At 70.8% G+C, this 25,038-nt stretch carries 25 protein-coding genes; 9 read left to right on the forward strand and 16 right to left on the reverse strand.

Annotation, left to right across the window (positions count from 1 at the left end; all coding sequences use genetic code 11):
* Nucleotides 1–139 precede the first annotated feature (139 nt).
* From ACF1DX_RS23060 to ACF1DX_RS23090, 7 genes are all read left to right on the forward strand, one after another.
* Nucleotides 140–949 carry an NAD-dependent epimerase/dehydratase family protein gene (locus ACF1DX_RS23060; protein ID WP_391793012.1) on the forward strand — a complete coding sequence of 270 codons (810 nt, stop codon included), beginning with the start codon at nt 140–142 and terminating at the stop codon, nt 947–949.
* 288 nt (nt 950–1,237) lie between these two features.
* Nucleotides 1,238–2,008, forward strand: coding sequence for a DeoR/GlpR family DNA-binding transcription regulator (locus ACF1DX_RS23065; protein ID WP_391793013.1), 771 nt, complete (start codon nt 1,238–1,240; stop codon nt 2,006–2,008).
* A gap of 88 nt (nt 2,009–2,096) precedes the next feature.
* A complete protein-coding gene (locus ACF1DX_RS23070; RefSeq protein WP_391793014.1) occupies nt 2,097–3,470 on the forward strand; it encodes an ABC transporter substrate-binding protein in 1,374 nt (457 codons plus the stop codon).
* Nucleotides 3,467–4,408 (forward strand): carbohydrate ABC transporter permease, encoded by a 942-nt coding sequence (locus tag ACF1DX_RS23075; RefSeq protein WP_391793015.1) that lies wholly within the window; start codon nt 3,467–3,469, stop codon nt 4,406–4,408. The genes ACF1DX_RS23070 and ACF1DX_RS23075 overlap by 4 nt, the downstream gene beginning before the upstream one ends.
* The gene (locus tag ACF1DX_RS23080; RefSeq protein WP_391793016.1) at nt 4,405–5,256 is read left to right on the forward strand and encodes a carbohydrate ABC transporter permease; all 852 of its coding nucleotides are present in this window, start codon (nt 4,405–4,407) and stop codon (nt 5,254–5,256) included. Before ACF1DX_RS23075 ends, ACF1DX_RS23080 begins: the two co-directional genes overlap by 4 nt.
* Entirely contained in the window at nt 5,253–6,242 is a 990-nt protein-coding gene (locus tag ACF1DX_RS23085; protein ID WP_391793017.1) for a zinc-dependent alcohol dehydrogenase family protein, read from the forward strand. The genes ACF1DX_RS23080 and ACF1DX_RS23085 overlap by 4 nt, the downstream gene beginning before the upstream one ends.
* Before the next feature lie 228 nt (nt 6,243–6,470).
* Entirely contained in the window at nt 6,471–7,655 is a 1,185-nt protein-coding gene (locus ACF1DX_RS23090) for a TerD family protein (protein WP_391793252.1), read from the forward strand.
* Nucleotides 7,656–7,685: 30 nt separating this feature from the next.
* Here ACF1DX_RS23090 and ACF1DX_RS23095 read toward each other — a convergent pair whose 3' ends face one another.
* From ACF1DX_RS23095 to ACF1DX_RS23105, 3 genes are all read right to left on the reverse strand, one after another.
* Entirely contained in the window at nt 7,686–8,252 is a 567-nt protein-coding gene (locus ACF1DX_RS23095; protein WP_391793018.1) for a TetR/AcrR family transcriptional regulator, read from the reverse strand.
* Nucleotides 8,253–8,338: 86 nt separating this feature from the next.
* Nucleotides 8,339–9,790: an alkaline phosphatase PhoX gene (locus ACF1DX_RS23100; RefSeq protein WP_391793019.1), complete on the reverse strand. Its 1,452-nt coding sequence runs from the start codon at nt 9,788–9,790 to the stop codon at nt 8,339–8,341.
* 322 nt (nt 9,791–10,112) lie between these two features.
* Complete coding sequence (locus ACF1DX_RS23105) at nt 10,113–11,549, reverse strand: hypothetical protein (protein ID WP_391793020.1); 1,437 nt, start codon at nt 11,547–11,549, stop codon at nt 10,113–10,115.
* A gap of 183 nt (nt 11,550–11,732) precedes the next feature.
* Here ACF1DX_RS23105 and ACF1DX_RS23110 point away from each other — a divergent pair, with 183 nt between their 5' ends.
* A complete protein-coding gene (locus ACF1DX_RS23110; protein WP_391793021.1) occupies nt 11,733–13,544 on the forward strand; it encodes an endonuclease/exonuclease/phosphatase family protein in 1,812 nt (603 codons plus the stop codon).
* Between the two features lie 203 nt (nt 13,545–13,747).
* Here ACF1DX_RS23110 and ACF1DX_RS23115 read toward each other — a convergent pair whose 3' ends face one another.
* On the reverse strand, nt 13,748–14,092 hold the full coding sequence (locus ACF1DX_RS23115) for a DUF3618 domain-containing protein (RefSeq protein WP_391793022.1): 345 nt from the start codon (nt 14,090–14,092) through the stop codon (nt 13,748–13,750).
* Entirely contained in the window at nt 14,089–14,505 is a 417-nt protein-coding gene (locus ACF1DX_RS23120) for a phage holin family protein (RefSeq protein WP_391793023.1), read from the reverse strand. Before ACF1DX_RS23120 ends, ACF1DX_RS23115 begins: the two co-directional genes overlap by 4 nt.
* 132 nt (nt 14,506–14,637) lie before the next feature.
* Between ACF1DX_RS23120 and dapA the strand changes: the two genes are divergently transcribed.
* Entirely contained in the window at nt 14,638–15,522 is an 885-nt protein-coding gene (dapA, locus tag ACF1DX_RS23125; protein ID WP_391793024.1) for a 4-hydroxy-tetrahydrodipicolinate synthase, read from the forward strand.
* 742 nt (nt 15,523–16,264) lie between these two features.
* Here the strand turns inward: dapA and ACF1DX_RS23130 are convergent.
* The 11 genes from ACF1DX_RS23130 to ACF1DX_RS23180 all read right to left on the reverse strand — a co-directional run bounded on the left by ACF1DX_RS23130 (nt 16,265) and on the right by ACF1DX_RS23180 (nt 24,834).
* Nucleotides 16,265–16,504 carry a hypothetical protein gene (locus ACF1DX_RS23130; protein WP_391793025.1) on the reverse strand — a complete coding sequence of 80 codons (240 nt, stop codon included), beginning with the start codon at nt 16,502–16,504 and terminating at the stop codon, nt 16,265–16,267.
* 137 nt (nt 16,505–16,641) lie between these two features.
* Entirely contained in the window at nt 16,642–17,631 is a 990-nt protein-coding gene (dapD, locus tag ACF1DX_RS23135; RefSeq protein WP_391793026.1) for a 2,3,4,5-tetrahydropyridine-2,6-dicarboxylate N-succinyltransferase, read from the reverse strand.
* A gap of 283 nt (nt 17,632–17,914) precedes the next feature.
* A complete protein-coding gene (locus tag ACF1DX_RS23140) occupies nt 17,915–18,235 on the reverse strand; it encodes a DMT family transporter (protein WP_391793027.1) in 321 nt (106 codons plus the stop codon).
* 80 nt (nt 18,236–18,315) lie between these two features.
* Nucleotides 18,316–18,648 carry a metal-sulfur cluster assembly factor gene (locus tag ACF1DX_RS23145; protein WP_030224563.1) on the reverse strand — a complete coding sequence of 111 codons (333 nt, stop codon included), beginning with the start codon at nt 18,646–18,648 and terminating at the stop codon, nt 18,316–18,318.
* Nucleotides 18,645–19,109: a Fe-S cluster assembly sulfur transfer protein SufU gene (sufU, locus tag ACF1DX_RS23150; RefSeq protein WP_391793028.1), complete on the reverse strand. Its 465-nt coding sequence runs from the start codon at nt 19,107–19,109 to the stop codon at nt 18,645–18,647. Before sufU ends, ACF1DX_RS23145 begins: the two co-directional genes overlap by 4 nt.
* 11 nt (nt 19,110–19,120) lie before the next feature.
* Entirely contained in the window at nt 19,121–20,377 is a 1,257-nt protein-coding gene (locus ACF1DX_RS23155) for a cysteine desulfurase (RefSeq protein WP_391793029.1), read from the reverse strand.
* Nucleotides 20,374–21,138 (reverse strand): Fe-S cluster assembly ATPase SufC, encoded by a 765-nt coding sequence (gene sufC / locus ACF1DX_RS23160; RefSeq protein WP_391793030.1) that lies wholly within the window; start codon nt 21,136–21,138, stop codon nt 20,374–20,376. The genes ACF1DX_RS23155 and sufC overlap by 4 nt, the downstream gene beginning before the upstream one ends.
* A 7-nt stretch (nt 21,139–21,145) precedes the next feature.
* On the reverse strand, nt 21,146–21,463 hold the full coding sequence (locus tag ACF1DX_RS23165; protein WP_391793031.1) for a non-heme iron oxygenase ferredoxin subunit: 318 nt from the start codon (nt 21,461–21,463) through the stop codon (nt 21,146–21,148).
* Nucleotides 21,460–22,644 carry a Fe-S cluster assembly protein SufD gene (sufD, locus tag ACF1DX_RS23170; RefSeq protein ID WP_391793032.1) on the reverse strand — a complete coding sequence of 395 codons (1,185 nt, stop codon included), beginning with the start codon at nt 22,642–22,644 and terminating at the stop codon, nt 21,460–21,462. Before sufD ends, ACF1DX_RS23165 begins: the two co-directional genes overlap by 4 nt.
* 58 nt (nt 22,645–22,702) lie before the next feature.
* A complete protein-coding gene (gene sufB / locus ACF1DX_RS23175; RefSeq protein ID WP_030820938.1) occupies nt 22,703–24,124 on the reverse strand; it encodes a Fe-S cluster assembly protein SufB in 1,422 nt (473 codons plus the stop codon).
* Complete coding sequence (locus ACF1DX_RS23180) at nt 24,121–24,834, reverse strand: helix-turn-helix transcriptional regulator (RefSeq protein ID WP_391793033.1); 714 nt, start codon at nt 24,832–24,834, stop codon at nt 24,121–24,123. Before ACF1DX_RS23180 ends, sufB begins: the two co-directional genes overlap by 4 nt.
* Nucleotides 24,835–25,038: the final 204 nt, after the last annotated feature.

Raw genomic sequence — 25,038 nt, forward strand, 5'->3', positions numbered from 1 at the left:
CCAGCGAATTCTTTCGTTCCACAGGAAGTCGCGGAATACTTGACGCGCCACGCCCCACCTTCTTAGCGTGTCCAAGAATATGAACATCGTGCACCCATGTGCAGGGGTGACACGGTCGGCGAGGCAAGGAGACCCGAGGATGCCCGCTCCCCGCACCGTTCTGCTCACCGGCGCCGCCGGCGGCCTCGGCACGCTGATGCGGGGCCTGCTCCCGGACCTCGGCCACGAACTGCGCCTGCTCGACCTGCGCCCGATCGACGGCGAACCGGACGCGATCGTCGCGGACCTCGCCGACCGGGACGCCGTGCGCGAGGCGGTCCGCGGCGTCGACGCGATCATCCACCTCGCCGGCATCTCCCTGGAAGCCCCGTTCGAGAAGATCCTGAAGGCCAACATCGAGGGCACGTACCACCTGTACGAGGCCGCCCGCGAGGAGGGCGTCAAGCGCGTCGTCTTCGCCTCCTCCAACCACGCCGTCGGCTACACCCCGCGCCCGCGGGGCGACGACCCCCTCATCCCGGTCGACACCCCGCGCCGTCCCGACACCTTCTACGGCCTGTCCAAGTGCTTCGGCGAGGACCTCGCCCAGCTCTACTGGGACAAGCACGGCATCGAGACCGTCTCCGTGCGCATCGGCTCCTGCTTCCCCGAACCGACCAGCGTGCGCATGCTCTCGGTGTGGATGAGCCCCGCCGACGGCGCCCGCCTCTTCCACGCCGCCCTGACCGCCGAGGACGTCGGCCACACAGTCGTCCACGGCTCCTCCGCCAACACCCGCCTGTGGTGGGACCTCACCTCCGCGCGGGCGCTCGGCTACGACCCCCAGGACGACTCCGAGCCGTACGCCGAGAAGCTGATCGCCGAACAGGGCGAGCTGGACCCGGACAACCCGGCGCACGCCCGCCTGGGCGGCCACTTCGTCACCGACCCGCCCATCTGGCCGTACTGACGGCGGAACTCCGGCGGAACTCCGGCGGAAAATCGACGCATCCGACGGCGGGCGGGCACCGAACGGGCCCGCCCGCCGCCGCATTCGGGCATCCGCGCCGCCCGCTCCCACCCGCTCCCCCGTGCCCTCCCAGGTCCGGGCCGGACACGGGGCGAGCCGAACGGGCACAACCGGGCAGCAACGGACTCGCGACAGGCCTGGTCAGCTCCGAAAGCCCGCTGTAGAACTTCCTGCATGGGTCCCACCGGGCCCGAACGGGCAGCGAGACCAGGAAGCGGGAGTCCGGCCATGAGCAACAGGACGGCCGAAGAGCGCCAGCGGGAGATCGTACGGGTGGCGCGCACCACCGGCTCGGTCGACGTCAGCGCGCTCGCCGCCGACCTGGGCGTGGCCAAGGAGACCGTACGACGGGACCTGCGCGCCCTGGAGGACCACGGTCTGGTGCGCCGCACCCACGGCGGCGCCTATCCCGTGGAGAGCGCCGGCTTCGAGACGACGCTCGCCTTCCGCGCCACCAGCCACGTCCCCGAGAAGCGCCGGGTCGCGGCCGCCGCGGCCGAGCTGATCGGGGACGCCGAGACGGTCTTCGTCGACGAGGGCTTCACCCCCCAGCTCATCGCCGAGGCCCTGCCCATCGACCGGCCGCTCACCGTGGTCACCGCCTCCCTTCCGGTCGCGGGCGCGCTCGCGGAGACCGGCACCACGTCCGTCCTGCTGCTCGGCGGCCGGGTCCGCTCCGGAACCCTCGCCACCGTCGACCACTGGACGACGAGGATGCTCTCCGGTTTCGTCATCGACCTGGCGTTCATCGGCGCCAACGGGATCTCCCGCGAACACGGACTGACCACGCCCGACCCGGCGGTCAGCGAGGTCAAGGCACAGGCGGTCCGGGCCTCCCGCCGGGTGGTGTTCGCCGGTGTCCACACCAAGTTCGGGGCGGTCAGCTTCTGCCGGTTCGCCGAGGTCGGCGCGCTGGAGGCGATCGTCACGAGCACCCTGCTCCCGGCGTCCGAGGCCCATCGCTACTCCCTGCTGGGGCCGCAGGTCATCCGGGTCTGAACCAGATCAGCACACCGTTCCACCTCCCCCTCGGGCCGACCCGCACCGGGTCGCGCCCGTTACCTCCCTCTATGTCCAGGAGCGATCCATGCGAACCCAGAGCCGACGGAGGCCGCCGCGAGCCACACTCGCCGCGGTCGCCGCAGGGACGCTGCTCGCCCCGCTGCTCTCCGGCTGCTGGGTCGGAGCGGGCGGGGCCGGATCCGGCGGTGACTCCATCAACGTCCTGATGGTCAACAACCCGCAGATGGTCGAGTTGCAGAAGCTGACCGCGGACCACTTCACCGAGGAAACCGGCATCAAGGTCAACTTCACCGTGCTGCCGGAGAACGACGTCCGCGACAAGATCAGCCAGGACTTCGCCAACCAGGCCGGCCAGTACGACGTGGCCACCCTCTCCAACTACGAGATCCCCATCTACGCCCGCAACGGCTGGCTCCACGAGATGGACTCCTACGTCGGCGAGGACGCCTCCTACGACGAGCAGGACGTCCTCAAGCCGATGCGCCAGTCCCTCACCGGCGACGACGGCAAGCTCTACGGCCAGCCCTTCTACGGCGAGTCGTCCTTCCTGATGTACCGCAAGGACGTCTTCGAGAAGGAGGGCCTGACCATGCCCGCCGAACCCACCTGGCGGCAGGTGGCCGACCTCGCCGCCGAACTCGACGGCGCCGAACCGGGCATGAAGGGCATCTGCCTGCGCGGACTGCCCGGCTGGGGCGAGGTCATGGCCCCGCTGACCACCGTGGTCAACACCTTCGGCGGCACCTGGTTCGACAAGGACTGGAAGGCCCGGCTCGACTCCCCCGAGTGGAAGGAGGCCGTGGAGTTCTACGTCGGCCTGGTCCGCGAGCACGGCGAGTCCGGCGCCCCCCAGGCCGGCTTCGCCGAGTGCCTGAACAACATGACCCAGGGCAAGGTCGCCATGTGGTACGACGCCACCTCCGCGGCCGGCTCCCTGGAGGCCGCCGACTCCCCCGTCAAGGGCAAGGTCGGTTACGCCCCCGCGCCCGTCGAGAAGACCGAGTCCTCCGGCTGGCTCTACACCTGGGCCTGGGGCATCCAGCACGCCTCCCGCAACCCCGACAACGCCTGGAAGTTCGTCTCCTGGGCCTCCAGCAAGGAGTACGAGCAGCTCGTCGGCGACGAGATCGGCTGGTCGAACATCCCGGCCGGAAAGCGCGCCTCCACCTACGCCAACCCCGACTACCGCGCGGAGGCCGCCGCCTTCCAGGAGATGACCAAGGAGGCCATCGAGCAGGCCCGGCCCGACGACCCCGGCGTACAGCCCCGTCCGGCGCCCGGCATCCAGTTCGTCGGCATCCCCGAGTTCACCGATCTCGGCACCAAGGTCTCCCAGGAGATCAGCGCGGCCATCGCCGGACGCCAGTCCGTCGAGTCGGCCCTGAAGAAGTCCCAGCAGCTCGCAGAAGAGATCGCCGAGGAGTACGAGGGACGATGACCGCCACGACAACGGCCCCCGTGGCCGCACCGGAGACACGCTCCGCCCTCCGCCCGCCCTCCGCCCGGCTGCGCGCCTGGGCCACCCGGGCCCCCCTGCTGCCCGCCCTGATCTTCATGATCGCGGTGACCCAGCTCCCCTTCGTGGCGACGCTGGTGATCTCCTTCTTCGACTGGAACTCCCTCTATCCCGACGCCCGTCACTTCGCCGGCTTCGAGAACTACCAGGAGGTCCTCACCGACGCGGCCCTGCGCAAGTCGGTCTGGACGACGATCCTGCTGACCGTCGCGGTCGTCCTCGCCAGCCTGGTCCTCGGACTGCTGCTCGCCCTGCTGCTGGACCGGAGGTTCCGCGGCCGGGGCATCGTCCGCACCCTGCTCATCGCCCCGTTCCTGGTGGTCCCGGTGGCGGCCGCGCTGCTGTGGAAACACGTCCTCTACAACCCCGAGTACGGACTCCTCAACGGCCTGCTGCACTACGTCGGCGGCCCCCAGCCCGACTGGATCTCGGGCACCCCGCTGCTCGCCGTCGAGGCCTCACTGGTGTGGCAGTGGACCCCGTTCATGATGCTGATCCTGCTCGCCGGACTGCAGAGCCGGGACCAGCAGCAGATCGAGGCCGCCCGCGTCGACGGCGCGAGCGACTGGCAGATCTTCGTCCACCTCACCCTGCCCCACCTGCGCCGCTACCTCGAACTGGGCGCCCTGCTCGGCTCGATCTACATCGTGCAGAACTTCGACGCGGTCTTCACCATCACGTCCGGCGGCCTGGGCACCGCCAACCTGCCCTACACCGTCTACCAGACCTTCTACCAGGCCCACGAGAACGGCCTCGCCTCGGCCGCCGGCGTCCTGGTCGTCATCGGCTCCATCATCATCGCGACCTTCGCCCTGCGCGTGGTCTCGTCCCTGTTCCGCGAGGAGGTGTCCCGCGCATGAGCAGCACCACCGTACGCACCGGCGGCCGGTTCCGCGGCGGAGCGGGTCTCGGCCTGGTCGCCTGGCTGGCCGGCATCGTGTTCTTCCTGCCCATCGCCTGGATGGCGCTGACGTCCTTCCACTCCGAGACGGACGCGGCCACCAACCCGCCGTCCTTCACCGCCGCCCTCACCCTCGACGGCTACCGCGAGTTCTTCGGCGCGGACGGCGGCGCCAGCCCCTGGCCGGCGCTGATCAACTCGGCGGTGGCGTCGATCGTGTCGACCCTGTTCGTCCTGGTCCTGGCGCTGCCCGCCGCGTACGCCCTGTCCATCCGCCCGGTGAAGAAGTGGACGGACGTCCTCTTCTTCTTCCTCTCCACCAAGATGCTGCCCGTCGTGGCCGGCCTGCTGCCGATCTACCTGTTCGCCAAGAACACGGACATGCTGGACAACATCTGGCTGCTGGTCATCCTCTACACCTCCATGAACCTGCCGATCGCGGTGTGGATGATGCAGTCCTTCCTCGCCGAGGTCCCGGTCGCGATCATCGAGGCCGCGCGGGTGGACGGCGCGAAGCTGCCGACGATCCTGACCCGGGTGGTCGCGCCCATCGCGCTCCCCGGCATCGCCGCGACCTCCCTCATCTGCTTCATCTTCAGCTGGAACGAACTGCTCTTCGCCCGGGTCCTGACGGGCGTGGTCGCCGAGACCGCCCCCGTCTTCCTGACCGGCTTCATCACCAGCCAGGGCCTGTTCCTGGCCAAGGTGTGCGCCGCGTCGCTCGTCATCTCCCTGCCGGTGCTCGCCGCGGGGTTCGCCGCCCAGGACAAACTCGTCCAGGGCCTGTCGTTGGGAGCCGTGAAATGAAGGCCGCCGTCATCGAGTCCGTGGGCAAGGCCGTCGTCGCCGAGGTCCCGGACCCGACGCCAGGGCCGCGCGACGTCGTCGTCGAGGTCGCCGCGTGCGGGCTGTGCGGCACGGACCTGCACATCCTCCAGGGCGAGTTCGCGCCGAAGCTGCCGATCGTGCCGGGGCACGAGTTCGCCGGCGAGGTGGTCGGGATCGGCTCCCAGGTCACCGAGGTGTCGCTCGGCGACCGGGTCGCGGTCGACCCCTCCCTGTACTGCCACGAGTGCCGCTACTGCCGCGTCGGCCACAACAACATGTGCGAGCGGTGGGCGGCGATCGGCGTCACCACGGCGGGCGGCGCGGCCCAGTACGCGGTGGCGCCGGTGGCGAACTGCGTGAAGCTCCCCGAGCACGTCCGCACGCAGGACGCGGCGCTGATCGAGCCGCTGTCGTGCGCGGTGCGCGGCTACGACGTGCTCCAGTCGCGTCTCGGCGCCCACGTCCTGATCTACGGGTCCGGGACCATGGGCCTGATGATGCTGGAACTGGCGAAGCGGACCGGCGCGGCGAGCGTGGACGTGGTGGACCTGAACCCGGCGCGGCTGGAGACGGCGCGACAGCTGGGGGTCTCCGCGGCGGCGGCGTCGCCGGACGAACTGGACCGGCCCCAGGGCTGGGACCTCGTCATCGACGCGACGGGCAACGCGGCGGCGATCCAGGACGGCCTGGACCGGGTGGCCAAGGCCGGTACGTTCCTCCAGTTCGGGGTGGCCGACTACGCGACGCGGGTGACGATCGATCCGTACCGGATCTACAACCAGGAGATCACGATCACGGGGTCCATGGCCGTGCTGCACAGCTACGAGCGGGCGGCGGAGCTCTTCGCCGGGGGCGTCCTGGACCCGGACGTCTTCATCAGCGACCGTCTGCCGCTCGACCAGTACCCGCAGGCGCTGGAGCAGTTCGCGGCAGGGGTGGGCCGGAAGATCGTGGTGGTGCCGTAGGGGTTTTCGCCCCCGCCGCCCTTACCCGTCCCGTCCCGGGGGCTCCGTCCCCGGACCCCCGCTCCTCGAACGCCGGAGGGGCTCATGCCGGCCTCTCCGGCGTTCGAGGGGCTCCGCCCCGGGTCCGGGGGCGGGAAGAGGCGGCGGGGCGAGAAGGCCCACTGGTCCGATCGGGCCGAGGTAAGGGAACGGCAAAACGCCCCCGCTCGTTCACCCGGCATGACCGCAATGACCCCCGGCTCGAACATCCCTCTCCCCACCGCCCGAGTGACGGTGGACGTCTCCGCGCCCGTGCGCCTCGACGTATCGGGCCTGCTGCTCACCGCCGACGGCAAGGTGCGCTCCGACGACGACTTCATCTTCTACAACCAGCCCGCCGGCCCGGGCGTGACCTACCGGTCCGGCGGCGGCACCGCCCCCGACGCCATCACGGTCGACACCACGGCCGTACCCCCCGGCATCGAGAAGATCGTCGTCACCGCCAGCCCCGACGCCGCCGGCCAGACCTTCCAGGGCATCGAGCCCACCGCCACCCTCCGCAACGCGGACGACAACGCGGTCCTGGCCACCTTCACACCCCCGGCCCTCGGCGCCGAGACGGCCCTGGTGGTCGTCGAGATCTACCTGCGCAACGGCGCCTGGAAGGCCCGCGCCGTCGGCCAGGGCTACGCCAACGGCCTGGCCGGCATCGCCACCGACTTCGGCGTCACGGTCGAGGAACCGGCCGCCGCCCCGCCCCAGCCGGCGGCCACCCCGCAGGCGCCTCCTATGCCGACCGCCGCACCCGCCGCGCCCGCCGCTCCCCCGGCCCCGCCCGCCCCCGCCCCCGGCACCGGGAAGATCAACCTGGACAAGGGCAGGGTCAGCCTCCAGAAGAACCAGACGGTCTCCCTGATCAAGGGCGGCCAGCCGCTGCTGTCCCAGGTCAAGATGGGTCTCGGCTGGGAGCCGGCCTACCGCGGCAAGGACATCGACCTCGACGCCTCGGTCATCGCCTACGGCCCGCAGCGCAACCACATCGACAGCTGCTACTTCGGCAAGCTCCAGATCGTCAACGGCGCGATCCGCCACTCCGGCGACAACCTCACCGGCGAGGGCGGCGGCGACGACGAGGTGATCACCGTCGACCTCGGACGCCTCCCCCAGGAGGTCTCCGGCCTGGTCTTCACGGTCAACTCCTTCTCCGGCCAGAAGTTCACCGAGGTCGCCAAGGCGTACTGCCGCCTCCTGGACGCCACCACGGGCGAGGAACTGGTCCGCTTCGACCTCACCGGCGCCGAACCGCAGACGGGCGTGATGATGGCGAAGCTGATCCGCCAGTACTCCGGCGAGTGGGAGATGACCGCGATGGGCGACTTCGTGAAGTCCCGCACGGTACGGGGGATGGTGAAGCCGGCCGGCCAGGCACTGTAACCACTCCGCGAGCCGTCGGGCGCCCCCCGCTCAGGGGGCGCCCGGGGCCCGCAGCCCGGTCATCAGCAGCTCCAGGTACCGGCGGATCTGTGTGCCCTCCCCGCCCGCCAGCTCCGAGGCCGTCGCCACGCCGTGGGCCAGCCGCAGCACGTCGACGGGCTCGACGTCGCGCCGCAGCACGCCCGCCTCCCGCGCCGCCCCGACCAGCCGGTCCACCGCGCTCTTCAGCGGATCGCAGCACTCCGTGCCGCCGTCCCCGACGGCGGCGCCCAGCAGCGCCCGCAGCCCCCGGATCCGGAGCATCCCGGCGCCGAGTTCGTTCAGCCACTCCACCAGCGCCTCTCCCGGCGGCAGCCGCCCGGCCAGTTCACCGGCCCGCGCCGCGATCGACTCGATGCGGTCGACGTAGGCGGCCTCCAGCAGCGCCTGACGCGTGGGGAAGTGCCGGTAGAGCGTGCCGGACCCGACGCCCGCCCGCTTGGCGATGTCGTCGAGCGAGGCACCCTCACCGTGCGCGGCGAACGCCTCCACCGCGGCCTCCAGCAGCAGTTCGCGATTGCGGCGGGCGTCCGCGCGCATGGACCTGACCTGCGCCATCAGCCACTCCTCGAACCCGGGAACCCTCCCCGTACCCTACCGAGCCGCGGGTGACGGGGAGGGCTCCGGTCGGGCGGGCGAATCGATCAGCGGCGCTTCTGCCGCTTCCAGGGCCCGGTGATGGCGAGCATGATGCCCGGTTCCTGGATGTTGGCGTAGAGGGTCTTGCCGTCGGGCGAGAAGGTCACGCCGGTGAATTCGCTGAACTCCGGCTCCTCTTCGGTGCCGATGTTCAGTTCGTTGCGGGCGATGGGGTAGGTGCGTCCGCTGTCGGTGGCGCCGAACAGGTGCTGCACGCCCTCGCCGTCCTCGGCGATGATCAGGCCGCCGTACGGTGAGACGGTGATGTTGTCGGGGCCGTCGAAGGCGCCGTCCTTCGCCGGGTCCCGGTCGACGCCGAGCAGGACCTTCAGGGTCAGCGTGCGGCGCCTGGGGTCGTAGAACCAGACCTGGCCGTCGTGCTGGACGGGGCTCTCCTCGCGGGCGTACGAGGAGACGATGTACGCCCCGCCGTCGCCCCACCACATGCCCTCCAGCTTGCGGGCGCGGGTGACCTCGCCCTCCCCGAACTGCTCGCGCACGTCGACGGTCCGTGCGTCGCGGTCGGGCACGTCCACCCAGTCGACGCCGTACACCGTGCCGGTCCTCGTGGCGCGGGAGAGGTCGTCGACGTACCGGCCGCCGGAGTCGTAGCACTTGGGCGCCTGGAGGACGCCGGCGTCGTCGGCGAGCCTGCGGAGGGTGCCGGGGCCGTAGCGGAAGCCCTCCGGCGGGGTCCAACGGTAGAAGAGGCCGTTGGGCTCGTCGGCGTCCTCGGTGAGGTAGGCGTGGCCGCGCTTGGTGTCGATGACGACGGCCTCGTGGTCGTAACGGCCGAAGAACTTCAGCGGCTTGGGATCGCGGTTGGCGCGCCGGTCGGCGGGGTCGACCTCGAAGACGTAGCCGTGGTCCTTGGTCATGCCGTTCTCGCCGGCCCGGTCGGAGTTCTCCTCGCAGGTGAGCCAGGTGCCCCAGGGGGTGCTGCCGCCGGCGCAGTTGTTGGCGGTGCCGGCGATGCCGACCCATTCGGCGACGCTGCCGTCGCGGCGCACCTCGACGACGGTGCAGCCACCGGGGGCGGCCGGGTCGTAGACCAGGCCCTCGGCGAGCGGGACGGGGAACTCCCGTTCGTCGCGCGGGCCGTCCATCTCGTGGTTGTTGACCAGGAGGGTGCTGCCGCGAGGTCCGGGGAAGGCGGCGGTGCCGTCGTGGTCGGCGGGCGTGAACTCACCCGACTCCAGGCGGGTCTTACCGGTGTGGGTGAGGACGCGGTAGGTGAACCCGGCGGGCAGGGCGAGGAGTCCGGCCGGGTCCGCGACGAGCGGCCCGTAGCCGACCCCGTCGTGCCGTCCGGCCGCTTCCCCGGCGCCTTCGTCCACGCTCTCGGTGTCGGTGGCCGCGAGGGCGTGGGGCGCGGAGGCGAGGGCGGCCACACTGCCCGCCAGCGTGACACCGGCGATCGCGGACGTCCTGGTGAAGTCCCTGCGGGTGAGCGACATGCTGTCTCCTGTGGCGTGGCTGGACCGTGGAGGGTGGCGATCCTCGTGCGCCCGCCACGCTCCCGCCCATGCCTGAACGCCGGTTGAACACCGGGGGGCACAGTGGTTCTCCCTTGCGTGAACCGCCCGGCCCCCGCACGGCACCGGGCACATGCCGCTGTCGCGGCGCGTGGAATTCCCGCCCCCGCCGGTCCTTTCCCGTCCCTGGAAGCCGGCCCCTCGGCGCCTCTCTGCACCCACACGGCGGAGCCGCATGCCGGCACAGCCCCGCGCACACCCCACCGCCCGACCGCCGGTCACGCGAGCGCGAGAGGCACGGCGCTCAGCTCCCGTGCTGCGACCGCGCCTTGAACGCCGCCTTCCGCGCTTCCTTCGCGATCCGCTTGTCGGGGTGCAGCCGCCCCATGGCCTCCAGCACGTCCGCGGTGGCCGGGTGCTCCACCCGCCAGGCCGTGTCGAAGAAACCGCCGTGCTGCCGCGCCAGCCCCTCCACCAGGGAGCGCAGTTCCTCGGAGTTGCCCTCGGCGGCGAGCTGGGCGGCGACCGTGTCGATGGTCAGCCAGAAGATCAGGGCCTCGGACGGCGGCGGCACGTCGGTCGCCCCGTGCTCGGCCAGCCACACCCGGGCCAGCCCGCCGAGTTCGGGATCGTCCAGCACCTCCCGCAGCGCGGGCTCCGCCGCCGTGCCGACCAGCGACAGCGCCTGCTGACACCGCAGCCGCCGCAGCGGCGCGCCCTGGTCCGCCCCGCGTGCCGCCGCCAGCAACTCGCGTGCGGCCTGGAGCGGATCGCGCCGGTCCAGCCACTGCGCGGTCTCCGCGTGGGCGGCGGCCGGCGGGAAGCCGGCGGTGCCGTCGAGCAGCGCGTCCGCGCCCTTGTCCACGAGGTCGCCGACGGCCGGCGCCTCGAACCCGGCCTCCAGCAGCCGGGCGCGCAGTCCGTACAGCCCGAGCGGGGTCAGCCGCACCATGCCGTACCGGGCGACGTCGGTGTCGTCGACCGGCGCGGCGGGTTCCTCGTCGGCGTCGGCCATCAGCGCCTCGTCCACCGGCCGGTACTCCACGAGCCCGACCGGCTCCAGCATGCGGAACTGGTCGTCCAGCCGCATCATCGCGTCGGAGATCTGCTCCAGGGCGTCATTGGTGGGTTCGGCCATGTCGTCGGGCACGATCACCGACGCGGCCAGCGCGGGCAACGGCACCATCGTCCCGTCGGCGTCCTCCCCGCCCACGGTCAGCAGGTAGAGGTTCCCGAGCACGCCGTCCAGGAACTCCGCCTCGGCCTCCGGGTCCCAGCCCAGCGCGTCGAAGTCGATCTCCCCGGACCCCTCCCCCTCGGCGAGGGCGTCGACCAGCCCGCCCAGGTCCGGAACGCTCGCGTCACCGAGCACCGTCTCCAGGGCCGCGAGCCACACTCCGAGCACGTCCTGCGGCGACCCCCCGGTGAGCGCCCCCAGCCCGTCCCCCGCGGTGACGGTCCCCTCCTCCTCGTCGGCCACCTCGACGAGCCCGGTGTCCACGGCGACGCGCCAGGCCTCACTGGCGTCGGCGGCGGCGTCCTCCCCGGTCAGCCCCAGCTCCGCGGCAGCCGTCGGCAGCTGCTCGTCGACGAGCCCCGCGCCGGCGTCGACCCTGGTGTCCGGTCCGGCCCAGCGGGCGAGCCGGGCGGCCCGGGAGAGCACCGGGGTGGACAGGGCGTCGCGCGCCAGCTCCGCTTCGGGGCGCAGCCGCGCAGGCGGCAGGATGGAGCTGTCTGACATCGGCTGTTTCTCCTAGGCCTCTCACGACTCGGCCACTCAGCCTAGACGGATTTCCACCCATGCCGCCCGCTTCATCTGCCCTTCAGCGGGCGTACATGGCCGAAACCTTGACAAGTGGCGGGGCCCGGCTGGAGATTGACGCGCGTAGAAGAGGGTGGGTCACACGTCCCCGGAGGGAATCCGTTGCCGAGCAAGTCCGCGCGTCTCGCCGCGCTCACCGTCGCCGCCGCATGTTCCGCGGCGTCCGCCGTCGTCCTCACGTCGCCCGCGCACGCCGACACGGTGCGCATCCATGACATCCAGGGCGACACCCGCACCTCACCGCTGGCCGGACAGCAGGTCACCGACGTGACCGGAATCGTCACCGGCATCCGCACCTACGGCTCGTCCCGCGGCTTCTGGATCCAGGATCCCGCCCCGGACGCCGACCCGGCCACCAGCGAGGGCGTCTTCGTCTTCACGAGCTCCACCCCCAAGGGCGTCGCCGTGGGCGACGCCGTCACGGTCTCCGGCACGGTCTCGGAGTACGTCCCCGGCGGCACGTCCTCCGGCAACCAGTCCCTGACGGAGATCACCCGCCCCACGTTCACAGTCACCTCCAGCGGCAACCCGCTGCCGGCCGCCACCACCCTCGACGCGCGTTCCGTCCCCGCCGCGTACACCCCCGAGCCGAACGGCTCGATCAACGCGCTCCCCCTGCGCCCCGCCGAGTACGCCCTGGACCTCTACGAGTCGCTGGAGGGCATGAACGTCCAGGTCTCCGACACGCGCGTGGTGGGCGCCACCGACCCGTACACCGAACTCTGGGTCACGGTGAAGCCGTACGAGCACCGCAACCGCCGGGGCGGCACGGTCTACGGCTCCTACGACGCCCAGAACACCGGCCGTCTCCAGATCCAGTCGCTGGGCAAGGCGTCCGACTTCCCCGACGCGAACGTCGGCGACACCCTCACCGGCACCACCGCGGGCCCCCTGGACTACAACCAGTACGGCGGCTACACCCTCGTGGCGAGCGAGCTGGGCACGCTCGAGAGCGCGGGTCTGCGGCGCGAGACGACCCGCGAGCAGCGCGGCACCGAACTGGCCGTCGCCACCTACAACGTCGAGAACCTCGACCCGGGCGACGACACCTTCGCCGCCCATGCCGCCGCGATCGTGCACCACCTCAAGTCGCCCGACATCGTGTCCCTGGAGGAGATCCAGGACAACAACGGCGCCACCGACGACGGCACGGTCGCCGCCGACCTGACGATGACCAAGCTGATCGAGGCCATCGAGGCGGCGGGCGGCCCCCGTTACGACTGGCGCTCCGTCGACCCCGCCGACAAGCAGGACGGCGGCGAACCGGGCGGCAACATCCGCCAGGCCTTCCTCTTCAACCCGGCGCGGGTCTCCTTCACGGACCGTGCAGGCGGCGACGCCACGACCGCCACCGGCGTCACGAAGATCCGCGGCAAGGCGGCCCTGACCCTCTCCCCCGGCCGCGTCGACCCGACGTCCGAGGCGTTCGGCAACAGCCGCAAGCCGCTCGCCGGCGAGTTCACCTTCCGGGGCCGCACGGTCATCGTCATCGCCAACCACTTCGCCTCGAAGGGCGGCGACCAGGGCCTGACCTCCCAGTACCAGCCCCCGGCCCGCGGCTCGGAGACCCAGCGCCATCTCCAGGCGAAGGCCGTCCACGACTTCACGGCGAAGATCCTCAAGACCCAGAAGAACGCCGACGTGGTGGCCCTGGGCGACATCAACGACTTCGAGTTCTCGGACACGACGGAGATCCTCGAAGGCAGGGGGGCCCTCTGGTCGGCGATCAAGTCCCTCCCCCGGTCCGAGCGCTACTCCTACGTCTACCAGGGCAACAGCCAGGCCCTGGACCAGATCCTGATCAGTCCGTCCATCCGCCGCGGCGCCTTCACGTACGACAGCGTGCACATCAACGCGGAGTTCCACGACCAGATCAGCGACCACGACCCGCAGGTGCTGCGCTTCCGCCCGTAGGGAGGAACAGCCGCCCACGGCGGTGAGGGGACGGGGCGGGGGTATCCGCCCGCTACGGCCGGCGCGTCGGCTCGGGCTCCCGCGAGCGCCCGGTTCCGCGCCGGACCGAGGAGGGGTACCCCGGCCCGGCCCCGCCCCCACGCCGCCGAAGGCGCCACAGCGGCCCTCACCGGACCGGACGCCGCGCCGCGGGCACGGACGGCTCAACACCGATGGCGCCGCACCATCACCGCACCCGCCACGACCGCGGCCACCGCGCCGGCGATCATCACCGGCTTGCGATGCCGCATGCCGACCTCCCCGGCATGGGCCGCACTGCTCCGCATCTGCACGGTCATCGCCCCGGCCCGGTCCCGAAGGTCGTCGGCCCGCGCCCGCGCCCGCGCCTTCACATCCATTTTCCCGGCCAACTCCTCGACGGTGTCGCCGAGTTCATGCCGCGTCCGCTCGATCTCCCGCCGCAGCTCGTCCGGTCCCTTGGCCCCGCGCCCCGCGGCCTCCGCGTCCGCATCCACATGGGACCCCGCGCGCCTCATGTCGTGCGTCATCGGTGCGCCCTTCCCTTGATCTCCTCGACATCGGCCTTCACGCTGCCCAGGGTCCGCTCGGGTTTGGGCGGCGTGGCCCGGCGCAACTGTCCACGACCGGCGAGAGCGAGCACACCGGCGATGGCGAACAGCAGCCCCGTGACGATGAGCGCCGCCGCCCACAGCGGCAGCGCCAGGTCCAGCGCGGCGACACCCGTACCGGCCAACGCGAGCAGCCCCGCATAACCGAACGCCCCCGCCGCACCCAGCATCCCGCCGCCGCGCCCCGCGCGGCGCCCCTTCTCCGCCAGCTCCTCCTTGGCGAGCGCCACTTCCTGCCGTGCGAGCCGGGAGATCTGCTCGGTGGCCTGCCCGACGAGCTCACCCACGCTGTGCTCGTCGCGAACCGGCCGTCGCTCGATGGTTCCGGTCACGATGCGCCTCCTCTCGGGTTCGGGAACCCCGAGTACCCCCACCGCACCGGCGCTATCCATAAAGCAACGCTTACCGGTAATAGGCACAACATGTAAGTAGACCTTCACCAGCCTTCGCCGGACACTACCCCCATGACCCCACCCCTCGGCCGCACCCTGTGCGCGATGATCACCCCGTTCACCCCCGCCGGCGCACTCGACCTGGACGGCGCCCAGCACCTGGCCGACCACCTGGTCACCCACGGCTGCGACGGCCTGGTCCTCTCGGGAACCACGGGCGAGTCCCCCACCACCACCGACGCGGAGAAGTCGTCCCTCGTCAAGGCGGTACGCCGGGCCGTCGGCACCCGGGCGACGATCGTCGCGGGCGTCGGCACCCCCGACACGGCCCACACCGCACGACTGGCCCGCGAGGCGGAGAGGGCCGGCGCGGACGCCCTCCTGGTGTCGGCCCCGTACTACAGCAGACCCCCGCAGGACGCGATCGAGGCCCACTTCCTCACCGTCGCGGAGACCACGGACCTCCCCCTCGCCCTGTACGACATCCCGTCCCGCACCGGAGTCCGCATCGAACCGGACACCCTTCTCCGCCTGGCGGAACATCCCCGCGTCCAGGCGGTCAAGGACTGCTCGTACGACTTCCTGGCCGCCCAGAAGGTCATGTCCCGCACCGGCCTCGCGTACTACGCGGGCTGCGACGAACACAACCTGGCCCTCTACGCGGTGGGCGCCGCGGGCTGCGTCAGCACGGTCGCCAACGTGGCCCCCGCCCACGTCCGCGCCGTACTGGACGCCTTCGACGCGGGCGACACGGCCCGCGCGGCGCACCTCCAGCGACAGGCGACGCCCCTGATCGAGGCGATGACGGCGGACGGCCTCCCCGGCACGGTCACCGCGAAGGCCCTCCTCACCACCCTGAACCTCCCCGCGGGCCCGCTCCGCCCACCCCTGAGGCCCGCCGGCCGGAGGACGACCGACGGGCTCAGAGCGGCGTACGACGGCCTGACGACCGCCTGACCCGCCTCACCGCCGCACGAACACCGGCTCCCACCGCCCCTTCGTGTCGTCCTCGGGCGACCGGAACCCGCTCAGCGGAACCACCTTGTCGCTGCCTACGGTGACCAGCACCAGCCGCTGGTGGAATTCCTTGCCGTCGGCGCCGATGTCCCAGGCGACGAGCGAGTCGCTGTCGGCCCAGGCCGGCAGCTGCTGCCCGCGGATCTCGGCGGCCTGCTTCCCGGTGCGGGGGGCGAGGATCCAGAGGACGTCCTCCGGGTCTTCCCCGCGAAGTCACCGGCGAGCCTCTGCCCGCCACCGGGAGCACCGTCGGCATCGACATGGGCGTGACGCACTTTTTCACCACGTCCCACGGTGAGCACGTGGACAACCCGCGCTTCCTGGAGACGATGGCCAAGGAGCCGGCGCCGCCCAGCGGCACCTCGCGACGTTCCCCCACCGCACCCGGCGCCGCACGAAGCCAACGCCGACCACGTCGGCGCGCTCAATGTGCTCAGCAGGGCCGGGCTGGTCCTCTGCGACGGTGCTCAGCCATCGACGCAGGAAGCCCGCCGCTTCGGCGGTGGGTGGAGTCACCGCCACCTTCTCTTCACCCGGGAGCGGGCCCTGTGTCCGCTCCCCGCGCCCCTATGGACGCGCGCGGGCGGCTCCCGCTATGCCACCACTCGGCGACTTCACAGAAAAAGGCGGGCCGGACCGCGTCGCGTTTCACGCGCTGCGGTCCGGCCCGCCGAAGCGACCCTCAGTTCCAGGCGTACCCGTCCCCGAACAGCAGGGTGTGTTCCAGTACGTCCTCGGCGGGGTCGTCGATCTGACCGACGTTGGCGTTGATCAGTCCGACGCGGTGACCGTTGTGGGAGGCCGTGTTGGTCTCGTCCGCGTGTGCGGAACCGGCCAGTGTGCCGCACAGCATCAGCACGGCCACCACTCCCATCACTCCGACCGCACAGCGGAACACGCCCCACACCCACTCGTTCGTCATCGCCCGTTCGTCCCCATTTCTGTATGTCAGTCGTCCCGGCTTCTGATCGGACCCTGTGTCCACCCGTTCATCTGCCAAAACGACCCCGAAGTCACGGGGAGTAACCCGTACGAGAGCGTACGGGGGTGACGGCCGGCTCAGTTGTGGCTGTGCAGGACCTCGTTCAGGCCGCCCCAGACCGCGTTGTTCGGGCGGGCCTCGACCGTGCCGGTGACGGAGTTGCGGCGGTAGAGGATGTTGGAGGCGCCGGACAGTTCACGGGCCTTGACGACCTCACCGTCGGGCAGGGTGACGCGGGTGCCCGCGGTGACGTACAGGCCGGCCTCGACCACGCACTCGTCACCGAGGGCGATGCCGACGCCCGCCTCGGCGCCGACCAGGCAGCGCTCGCCGATGGTGATGCGCACGTTGCCGCCGCCGGAGAGGGTGCCCATGGTGGAGGCGCCGCCGCCGATGTCGGAGCCGTCGCCGACGACGACACCGGCCGAGATACGGCCCTCGACCATCGACGTGCCGAGCGTGCCGGCGTTGAAGTTGACGAAGCCCTCGTGCATGACGGTGGTGCCCTCGGCGAGGTGCGCGCCGAGCCGTACGCGGTCGGCGTCGGCGATGCGGACGCCCTTGGGGGCGACGTAGTCCGTCATGCGGGGGAACTTGTCGACGGAGGTGACGGCCAGGTGCAGGCCCTCGGCGCGGGCGTTGAGCCGCACCTTCTCCAGGTCGTCCACGGCGACCGGGCCGAGGGAGGTCCAGGCGACGTTGGCGAGGTGGGCGAAGACGCCGTCCAGGTTCTGGCCGTGCGGCCGGACCAGGCGGTGGGAGAGCAGGTGGAGGCGCAGGTAGACGTCGTGGGCGTCGACGGGCTTCTCGGCGAGCGAGGAGATGACCGTGCGGACCGCGACCACCTCGACGCCGCGGCGGGCGTCCGGACCGACCGCCGCGGTGGCGCCGCCGCCCAGGAGCTGCGCGGCCTGCTCGGCGGAGAGCCGCTCGGTGCCGGACGGGCCGGGCTCGTCGGCCAGGACGGGGGCGGGGAACCAGGTGTCGAGAACGGTGCCGTCGGCGGCGACGGTGGCGAGGCCGGCGGCCACCGCGCCGGAGGTGCTGTGAGCAGTCGTGTCGGTCATGAGGGCAACCTAACCAACCGGCGGCCACGGACGCGAACCGGTGCGGAGCACGTCTCAGCGTGCGGTCCACGCGGACGGCGGCCCCGCCGGGAGACGCCCCGCCGGGGCGACACACGGCCACGGGACGGCCCGGAGCGGCACGCGCGCCGCCGGACGGGCCGGCCAAGGCGACACACCCCGCGAAACAGCCCGTCCGGAGCGCGATGCACACCAGCACCGAACAACCCCGCCCGAAGCGGCACGCACGCCACCGGACGGCCCCGCCCAAGGCGGCACACCCCCGTCAGTGCGCCCCGCCCATATTGAGCACCACCACCCCGGCGATGATCAGCGCGATGCCGCCGGCCTTGGCGGCGGTGAGTCCCTCGCCCAAGAACATCGTGCCGATCACCGCGATGGCGGCCGTCCCGACCCCGGACCAGATGGCGTACGCCGTGCCGACCGACAGGGTCTTCAGGGCCTGTGCGAGCAGGGCGAACGCCACCAGGTACCCGGCGACGGTGACGACCGAGGGCCACAGCCGGGTGAATCCCTCGCTGTACTTCATGGCGGTCGTCCCGACCACTTCCGCTGCGATGGCTCCGGCGAGCAGTGCGTACCCCATGACGGCGATCGTAGCCAGGGACGATCACATGCGAGTGGCCCCCGGCACGCTGCCGGGGGCCACTCGACCGAACCGCTCGCTCAGACGTTGAAGCCCAGCGCCCTCAGCTGCTCACGGCCGTCGTCCGTGATCTTGTCGGGGCCCCACGGCGGCATCCACACCCAGTTGATGCGCAGCTCGCTGACCAGACCGTCCGTGGCGGACTTGGCCTGGTCCTCGATGACGTCCGTCAGCGGGCAGGCCGCGGAGGTCAGGGTCATGTCGACGGTCGCCACATTGGAGTCGTCGACGTGGATGCCGTAGATGAGGCCGAGGTTGACGACGTCGATGCCCAGTTCGGGGTCGACGACGTCCATCAGGGCCTCGCGGAGTTCCTCCTCCGAGGCCGGCTTCATCTCCAGGGTCTCGCTCATGCCGTAGTCCTTTCGGCGTCGGCGCCCAGCGCCTGGGCCGTCGCGTCCTTCCACGCCATCCAGCTGAGGAGGGCGCACTTCACCCGGGCCGGGTACTTGGAGACCCCGGCGAACGCGACCGCGTCCTCCAGGACCTCCTCCATCGCGTCGTCGGGCTCGATCTTCCCCTTGGACTGCATCAGTTCCAGGAAGGTCCCCTGGATCCGCTGCGCCTCGGCGAGGTCCTTGCCGACCAGCAGGTCGTTCAGCACGGAGGCGGAGGCCTGGCTGATGGAGCAGCCCTGTCCCTCGTAGCTGACGTCGCTGATCGTCGTGCCGTCGTACTTCACGCGGAGCGTGATCTCGTCGCCGCACGTCGGGTTGACGTGGTGCACCTCGGCGTCGCCGTCCCTCAGACCACGCCCGTGCGGGTTCTTGTAGTGGTCCAGGATGACGTCCTGGTACATGGAGTCCAGCTTCACGCCTCAGCTCCTCATCCGAAGAAGTTCCGTACGTGCTCCAGGCCGTCGACCAGTGCGTCGATCTCGGCCGGCGTGGAGTACAGATAGAACGACGCTCGCGTGGTCGCGGGAATTCCGTACCGCAGGCAGACCGGCCGTGCGCAGTGGTGGCCGACCCGGACGGCGATGCCCTGTTCGTCGAGGACCTGGCCCACGTCGTGCGGGTGGATGTCGCCGAGCGTGAACGAGATCGCCGCGCCCCGGTCCTCGGCCGTGGCGGGGCCGATGATGCGCAGGTCCGGGACCTCGGTCAGGCGCTTGACCGCGTACTCGGTGATGGCGTGCTCATGGGCGAGGATCTTGTCCATGCCGATGGCCGACAGATAGTCGATCGCCGCGCCGAGACCGACCGCCTGGGCGATCGGCGGGGTGCCCGCCTCGAACTTGTGCGGGGCCGGCGCGTAGGTCGACGAGCTCATCGACACGGTCTCGATCATCTCGCCGCCGCCGAGGAACGGGGGCAGGTCCTCCAGCAGCTCCTGGCGGCCCCAGAGCACGCCTATGCCGGTCGGGCCGCACATCTTGTGGCCGGTGAAGGCCACGAAGTCGGCCTGGAGGGCCTGGACGTCCAGCGGCATGTGCGGGGCGGCCTGGGAGGCGTCGACGCAGACCAGCGCGCCGACCTCCTGGGCGCGGCGCACGATCGCCTCGACCGGGTTGACCGTGCCCAGGATGTTGGAGACCAGGACGAAGGAGACGATCTTCGTCTTCTCGGTGATGACCTCGTCGATGTTGGACAGGTCGAGCCGGCCGTCGTCGGTCAGTCCGAACCACTTCAGCTTCGCGCCGGTGCGCTGCGCGAGCAGCTGCCACGGCACGATGTTGGAGTGGTGCTCCATCTCCGTGATGACGATCTCGGTCTCGTGGTCCACCCGGTAGGGCTCGTCGGCCCAGCCGAGCATGTTGGCCACGAGGTTGAGCGACTCGGAGGCGTTCTTGGTGAAGATCACCTCGTCGCGCGAGGGCGCGTTGATGAACTCCGCGACCTTGTCGCGCGCGCCCTCGTACAGCGCCGTGGCCTCCTCGGCGAGCACATGCACACCGCGGTGGACGTTGGCGTTGTAGCGCTCGTAGTACTCGCTCAGGGCGTCCAGCACCTGGCGCGGCTTCTGCGAGGTCGCCGCGTTGTCCAGGTACACGAGCTTCCGCCCGTCGTGGACCTGCCGGTCCAGGATGGGGAAGTCCTTGCGGATCGCCTCGGTGTCGAGGAGGCCCGGCAGCTGTGTCACTCGGATGCGCCACCCTTCGTGTAAGCCTCGTAACCCTCTTCCTCCAGCTTGTCGGCGAGCTCGGCACCGCCGGACTCGACGATCCTGCCGGCCGAGAAGACGTGGACGTAATCGGGCTTGATGTAGCGCAGGATGCGCGTGTAGTGCGTGATCAGCAGGGTGCCGACCTCGCCGGTCTCGCGGACGCGGTTGACGCCCTCGGAGACGACGCGCAGGGCGTCGACGTCGAGGCCGGAGTCGGTCTCGTCGAGGATCGCGACCTTCGGCTTGAGCAGCTCGAGCTGGAGGATCTCGTGGCGCTTCTTCTCACCGCCGGAGAAGCCCTCGTTGACGTTGCGCTCGGCGAAGGCGGGGTCCATGTTGAGGCGCTCCATGGCCTCCTTGACCTCCTTCACCCAGGTGCGCAGCTTGGGGGCCTCGCCGCGGACGGCGGTGGCGGAGGTGCGCAGGAAGTTGGAGACGGAGACGCCGGGGACCTCGACCGGGTACTGCATGGCGAGGAAGAGGCCGGCGCGGGCGCGCTCGTCGACGGACATCTCCAGGACGTCCTCGCCGTCGAGGGTGACGGTGCCGCCGGTGATCGTGTACTTGGGGTGACCCGCGAGGGAGTAGGCGAGGGTCGACTTGCCGGAGCCGTTGGGGCCCATGATGGCGTGCGTCTCACCCTGCTTCACGGTGAGGTCGACACCCTTGAGGATTTCCTTCGTGCCGTTCTCGACCTCGACGGTGACGTGCAGGTCTCGGATTTCAAGCGTTGCCATGGGTGCCTCAGGACTCCTGGGTGAGGGAGACGAGCACGTCGTCCCCTTCGATCTTTACGGGGTATACGGGGACGGGGCGCGTCGCCGGGAGGGCGTCGGGCTTGCCGGAACGGAGGTCGAAACGCGAGCCGTGCAGCCAGCACTCGATGTGGCAGTCGTCCACCTCGCCCTCCGCGAGGGAGACGTTCGCGTGCGAGCAGATGTCGTGGATCGCGAACACCTCCCCCTCGGTGAGCACGACGGAGACCGGCGTGCCGTCGAGTTCCACCCTTTTCGGGGTGTCCTCCTCCAGCTCGCCCAGTCCACAGACGCGTACGAAGGTCATGCGACCGCGGCCTCCAGCTCCTCCTCGATCTTGGCGATCAGGCGCTCCTCGATGTCCGGGACGCCGATCTGCTGGACGAGTTCGGCGAAGAAGCCGCGGACCACCAGACGGCGGGCGTCCTGCTCGGGGATGCCTCGGGCCATCAGGTAGAAGAGCTGCTCGTCGTCGAAGCGGCCGGTCGCGGAGGCGTGGCCGGCGCCGACGATCTCGCCGGTCTCGATCTCCAGGTTGGGCACGGAGTCGACGCGGGCGCCGTCGGTGAGGACCAGGTTGCGGTTCATCTCGTAGGTGTCGGTGCCCTCGGCCTTGGCCTCGATGAGGACGTCACCGATCCACACGGCGTGCGCGTCGTCGCCCTGGAGCGCGCCCTTGTAGGCGACGTTCGACGTGCAGTGCGGGACGTTGTGGTCGACCAGGAGGCGGTGCTCCTGGTGCTGGCCGGCGTCGGTGAAGTACAGGCCGAACAGTTCGGCCTCGCCGCCGGGGCCGGCGTAGACGACGCGCGGGTGGAGCCGGACCACGTCCCCGCCGAAGGTGACGACGACCGACTTGAAGGAGGCGTCGCGGCCGACGAGGGCGTTGTGCTGGCCCACGTGGACGGCCTTGTCGTCCCAGTCCTGGACGGAGACGACGGTCAGCTTGGCGCCGTCGCCGAGCAGGTACTCGACGTTGGCGGCGAGCACCGCGTCGCCGGTGTGGTCGATGACCACGACCGCCTCGGCGAAGGCGCCGAGCTCGATCACCTGGTGACCGTAGGCGGTGCCGCCCTCGCCGTGCACCGCGATGCGGATCGGCTCGGTGAGGACGGTCTCCTTCGGCACGGTCACGACCGAGGCCCGCTCGAAGGCGGAGTACGCCTGGGCGGCGACGCGGTCCACCGGGGTGCCCGCGCGGCCGAGCCGGGCGTCGTCGCGCCCGACCGTCTCGACGGTGACGCCCTCGGGCGCCTCGACGGCGACCTTGACGCCCTCGCCGGTGGCGGTGGCGGTGCCGTCGTGCAGACCGCGCAGCCGCGCCAGCGGGGTGAACCGCCACTCCTCCTCGCGGCCGTGGGGGACGGGGAAGTCCGCCACGTCGAAGGACGGGGGCGCGCTCATGCGGGTCGCGACGGTCGACTCCGCGGCGACCGCGATCGAGCCCGCGGTGGTGGAACCCACGGGGATGTTCTGAGCCTCAGCCATGGCTGTCGTAGTGCTCGCTTTCCTGTGCGTAAGGGGCTTGACGGAACGGCGCTGGTGCTTAGCCGACCGCGCCTTCCATCTGCAGCTCGATCAGCCGGTTGAGCTCGAGCGCGTACTCCATCGGCAGTTCCTTGGCGATCGGCTCGACGAAGCCGCGCACGATCATCGCCATCGCCTCGAACTCGCTCAGGCCGCGGCTCATCAGGTAGAAGAGCTGGTCCTCGGAGACCTTGGAGACGGTCGCCTCGTGGCCCATGGACACGTCGTCCTCACGGACGTCCACGTAGGGGTAGGTGTCCGAGCGGGAGATGGTGTCGACGAGCAGCGCGTCGCAGAGCACGTTGGACTTGGAGCCCGGGGCGCCCTCGCCGATCTCGATCAGACCGCGGTAGGAGGTGCGGCCACCGCCGCGCGCCACCGACTTGGAGACGATGTTGGACGAGGTGTTCGGGGCCATGTGGACCATCTTGGCGCCCGCGTCCTGGTGCTGGCCCTCGCCGGCGAAGGCGATGGACAGCGTCTCGCCCTTGGCGTGCTCGCCCATCAGGTAGACGGCCGGGTACTTCATCGTCACCTTGGAGCCGATGTTGCCGTCGACCCACTCCATGGTCGCGCCCTCGTAGGCCACGGCGCGCTTGGTGACCAGGTTGTAGACGTTGTTCGACCAGTTCTGGATGGTCGTGTAGCGGCAGCGGGCGTTCTTCTTGACGATGATCTCGACGACCGCGGAGTGCAGCGAGTCCGACTTGTAGATCGGCGCGGTGCAGCCCTCGACGTAGTGCACGTAGGCACCCTCGTCGACGATGATCAGGGTCCGCTCGAACTGGCCCATGTTCTCGGTGTTGATCCGGAAGTAGGCCTGGAGCGGGATCTCGACGTGCACGCCCGGCGGGACGTAGATGAAGGAGCCGCCGGACCACACGGCGGAGTTCAGCGACGCGAACTTGTTGTCACCGACCGGGATGACCGTGCCGAAGTACTCCTTGAAGAGCTCCGGGTGCTCCTTCAGAGCGGTGTCGGTGTCGAGGAAGATGACGCCCTGCTCCTCCAGGTCCTCGCGGATCTGGTGGTAGACGACCTCCGACTCGTACTGGGCGGCGACACCGGCGACGAGGCGCTTCTTCTCGGCCTCCGGGATGCCCAGCTTGTCGTAGGTGTTCTTGATGTCCTCGGGCAGGTCCTCCCAGGACTCCGCCTGCTTCTCCGTGGAGCGCACGAAGTACTTGATGTTGTCGAAGTCGATGCCGGAAAGGTCGGAGCCCCAGTTCGGCATGGGCTTCTTCTCGAACAGGCGCAGGCCCTTGAGGCGGAGCTTGGTCATCCACTCCGGCTCGTCCTTCTTCGCGGAGATGTCCCGGACGACGTCCTCGTTCAGGCCACGGCGCGCGGACGCACCGGCCTCGTCACGGTCGGCCCAGCCGTATTCGTAGGTGCCCAGACCCTCCAGCTCGGGGTGGGCAGTCTCCGTGGGGAGAGTCATGCGGGGTTCCTCCCGGACGTGCTTTCAGATGCGTGGTGGGAAATCTTGGGGATGAACGTCGTGCAGACGCCGTCGCCGTGCGCGATGGTGGCCAGTCGCTGCACATGCGTACCGAGAAGCTCGGCGAAAAATTCCGTCTCGGCCTCGCAGAGCTGCGGAAACTTTTCGGCGGCGTGGGCGACCGGGCAGTGGTGCTGGCAGAGCTGCTCACCGACCGGCGCGCTGCGCGCAGTCGCAGCGTACCCGTCCGCGCTCAGGGCCTTGGCCAGCGCTTCCGTCCGGTCCTCGGGGGCCGCGGCCTCGACCGCCTTGCGGTAGGCGTCCGCCTGTGCGGCGATCCGGGCGCGGGCGAACGCGGCGATCGCCTCGCCGCCGCCCTCCCGCTCACCGATCCACCGCAGGGCGTCCAGGGCCAGCTTGTCGTACGACTGGTCGAAGGCGTCCCGCCCGCAGTCGGTGAGGGCGAAGACCTTGGCCGGGCGTCCGCGCGTGCGCGCGCCGTAGACGCGCCGCTCGCGGGCTTCCACGACGTTGTCGGCGGTCAGCGCGTCCAGGTGGCGGCGTACGGCCGCCTGGGTGAGGCGGAGCCGCTCGGCGAGCTCGGCGACGGTCGACGGGCCGTGGTCCAGGATGGAGCGGGCGACGCGGTTGCGGGTGGACCGCTCACCGGTTGCCAGTTCCTCGTGAGGAGCCTCGCCGACGTTTTTCACAACGCCATTGTTGCGTAATTCATCCGAGCCGGGCAAGCCGCGTCCGGACGGCCCGAAGGTGCGCTGCATCACTTAGGTATACCTAATGTGACCTGCGGAAACGATCTTTGATCGATCGGACCCGCGCGGTCCGGGTGCCGTCTCCGGGGCACCCGGCGACCCTGCCCGCGCCCCCTCCGACCGGCCCTCTTGCCACGTGGGGAG

The sequence above is a fragment of the Streptomyces sp. NPDC014676 genome (genome assembly GCF_043084105.1).
Classification (GTDB): domain Bacteria; phylum Actinomycetota; class Actinomycetes; order Streptomycetales; family Streptomycetaceae; genus Streptomyces.

Excerpts from the sequence above, each read along its gene's own strand:
- ACF1DX_RS23060 (WP_391793012.1), top strand. The coding sequence starts at position 140 with ATGCCCGCTCCCCGCACCGTTCTGCTCACCGGCGCCGCCGGCGGCCTC.
- ACF1DX_RS23065 (WP_391793013.1), top strand. The coding sequence starts at position 1,238 with ATGAGCAACAGGACGGCCGAAGAGCGCCAGCGGGAGATCGTACGGGTG.
- ACF1DX_RS23070 (WP_391793014.1), top strand. The coding sequence starts at position 2,097 with ATGCGAACCCAGAGCCGACGGAGGCCGCCGCGAGCCACACTCGCCGCG.
- ACF1DX_RS23075 (WP_391793015.1), top strand. The coding sequence starts at position 3,467 with ATGACCGCCACGACAACGGCCCCCGTGGCCGCACCGGAGACACGCTCC.
- ACF1DX_RS23080 (WP_391793016.1), top strand. The coding sequence starts at position 4,405 with ATGAGCAGCACCACCGTACGCACCGGCGGCCGGTTCCGCGGCGGAGCG.
- ACF1DX_RS23085 (WP_391793017.1), top strand. The coding sequence starts at position 5,253 with ATGAAGGCCGCCGTCATCGAGTCCGTGGGCAAGGCCGTCGTCGCCGAG.
- ACF1DX_RS23090 (WP_391793252.1), top strand. The coding sequence starts at position 6,471 with ATGACCCCCGGCTCGAACATCCCTCTCCCCACCGCCCGAGTGACGGTG.
- ACF1DX_RS23095 (WP_391793018.1), bottom strand. The coding sequence starts at position 8,252 with ATGGCGCAGGTCAGGTCCATGCGCGCGGACGCCCGCCGCAATCGCGAA.
- ACF1DX_RS23100 (WP_391793019.1), bottom strand. The coding sequence starts at position 9,790 with ATGTCGCTCACCCGCAGGGACTTCACCAGGACGTCCGCGATCGCCGGT.
- ACF1DX_RS23105 (WP_391793020.1), bottom strand. The coding sequence starts at position 11,549 with ATGTCAGACAGCTCCATCCTGCCGCCTGCGCGGCTGCGCCCCGAAGCG.
- ACF1DX_RS23115 (WP_391793022.1), bottom strand. The coding sequence starts at position 14,092 with ATGACGCACGACATGAGGCGCGCGGGGTCCCATGTGGATGCGGACGCG.
- dapA (WP_391793024.1), top strand. The coding sequence starts at position 14,638 with ATGACCCCACCCCTCGGCCGCACCCTGTGCGCGATGATCACCCCGTTC.
- ACF1DX_RS23130 (WP_391793025.1), bottom strand. The coding sequence starts at position 16,504 with ATGACGAACGAGTGGGTGTGGGGCGTGTTCCGCTGTGCGGTCGGAGTG.
- dapD (WP_391793026.1), bottom strand. The coding sequence starts at position 17,631 with ATGACCGACACGACTGCTCACAGCACCTCCGGCGCGGTGGCCGCCGGC.
- ACF1DX_RS23140 (WP_391793027.1), bottom strand. The coding sequence starts at position 18,235 with ATGGGGTACGCACTGCTCGCCGGAGCCATCGCAGCGGAAGTGGTCGGG.
- ACF1DX_RS23145 (WP_030224563.1), bottom strand. The coding sequence starts at position 18,648 with ATGAGCGAGACCCTGGAGATGAAGCCGGCCTCGGAGGAGGAACTCCGC.
- sufC (WP_391793030.1), bottom strand. The coding sequence starts at position 21,138 with ATGGCAACGCTTGAAATCCGAGACCTGCACGTCACCGTCGAGGTCGAG.
- ACF1DX_RS23165 (WP_391793031.1), bottom strand. The coding sequence starts at position 21,463 with ATGACCTTCGTACGCGTCTGTGGACTGGGCGAGCTGGAGGAGGACACC.
- sufD (WP_391793032.1), bottom strand. The coding sequence starts at position 22,644 with ATGGCTGAGGCTCAGAACATCCCCGTGGGTTCCACCACCGCGGGCTCG.
- sufB (WP_030820938.1), bottom strand. The coding sequence starts at position 24,124 with ATGACTCTCCCCACGGAGACTGCCCACCCCGAGCTGGAGGGTCTGGGC.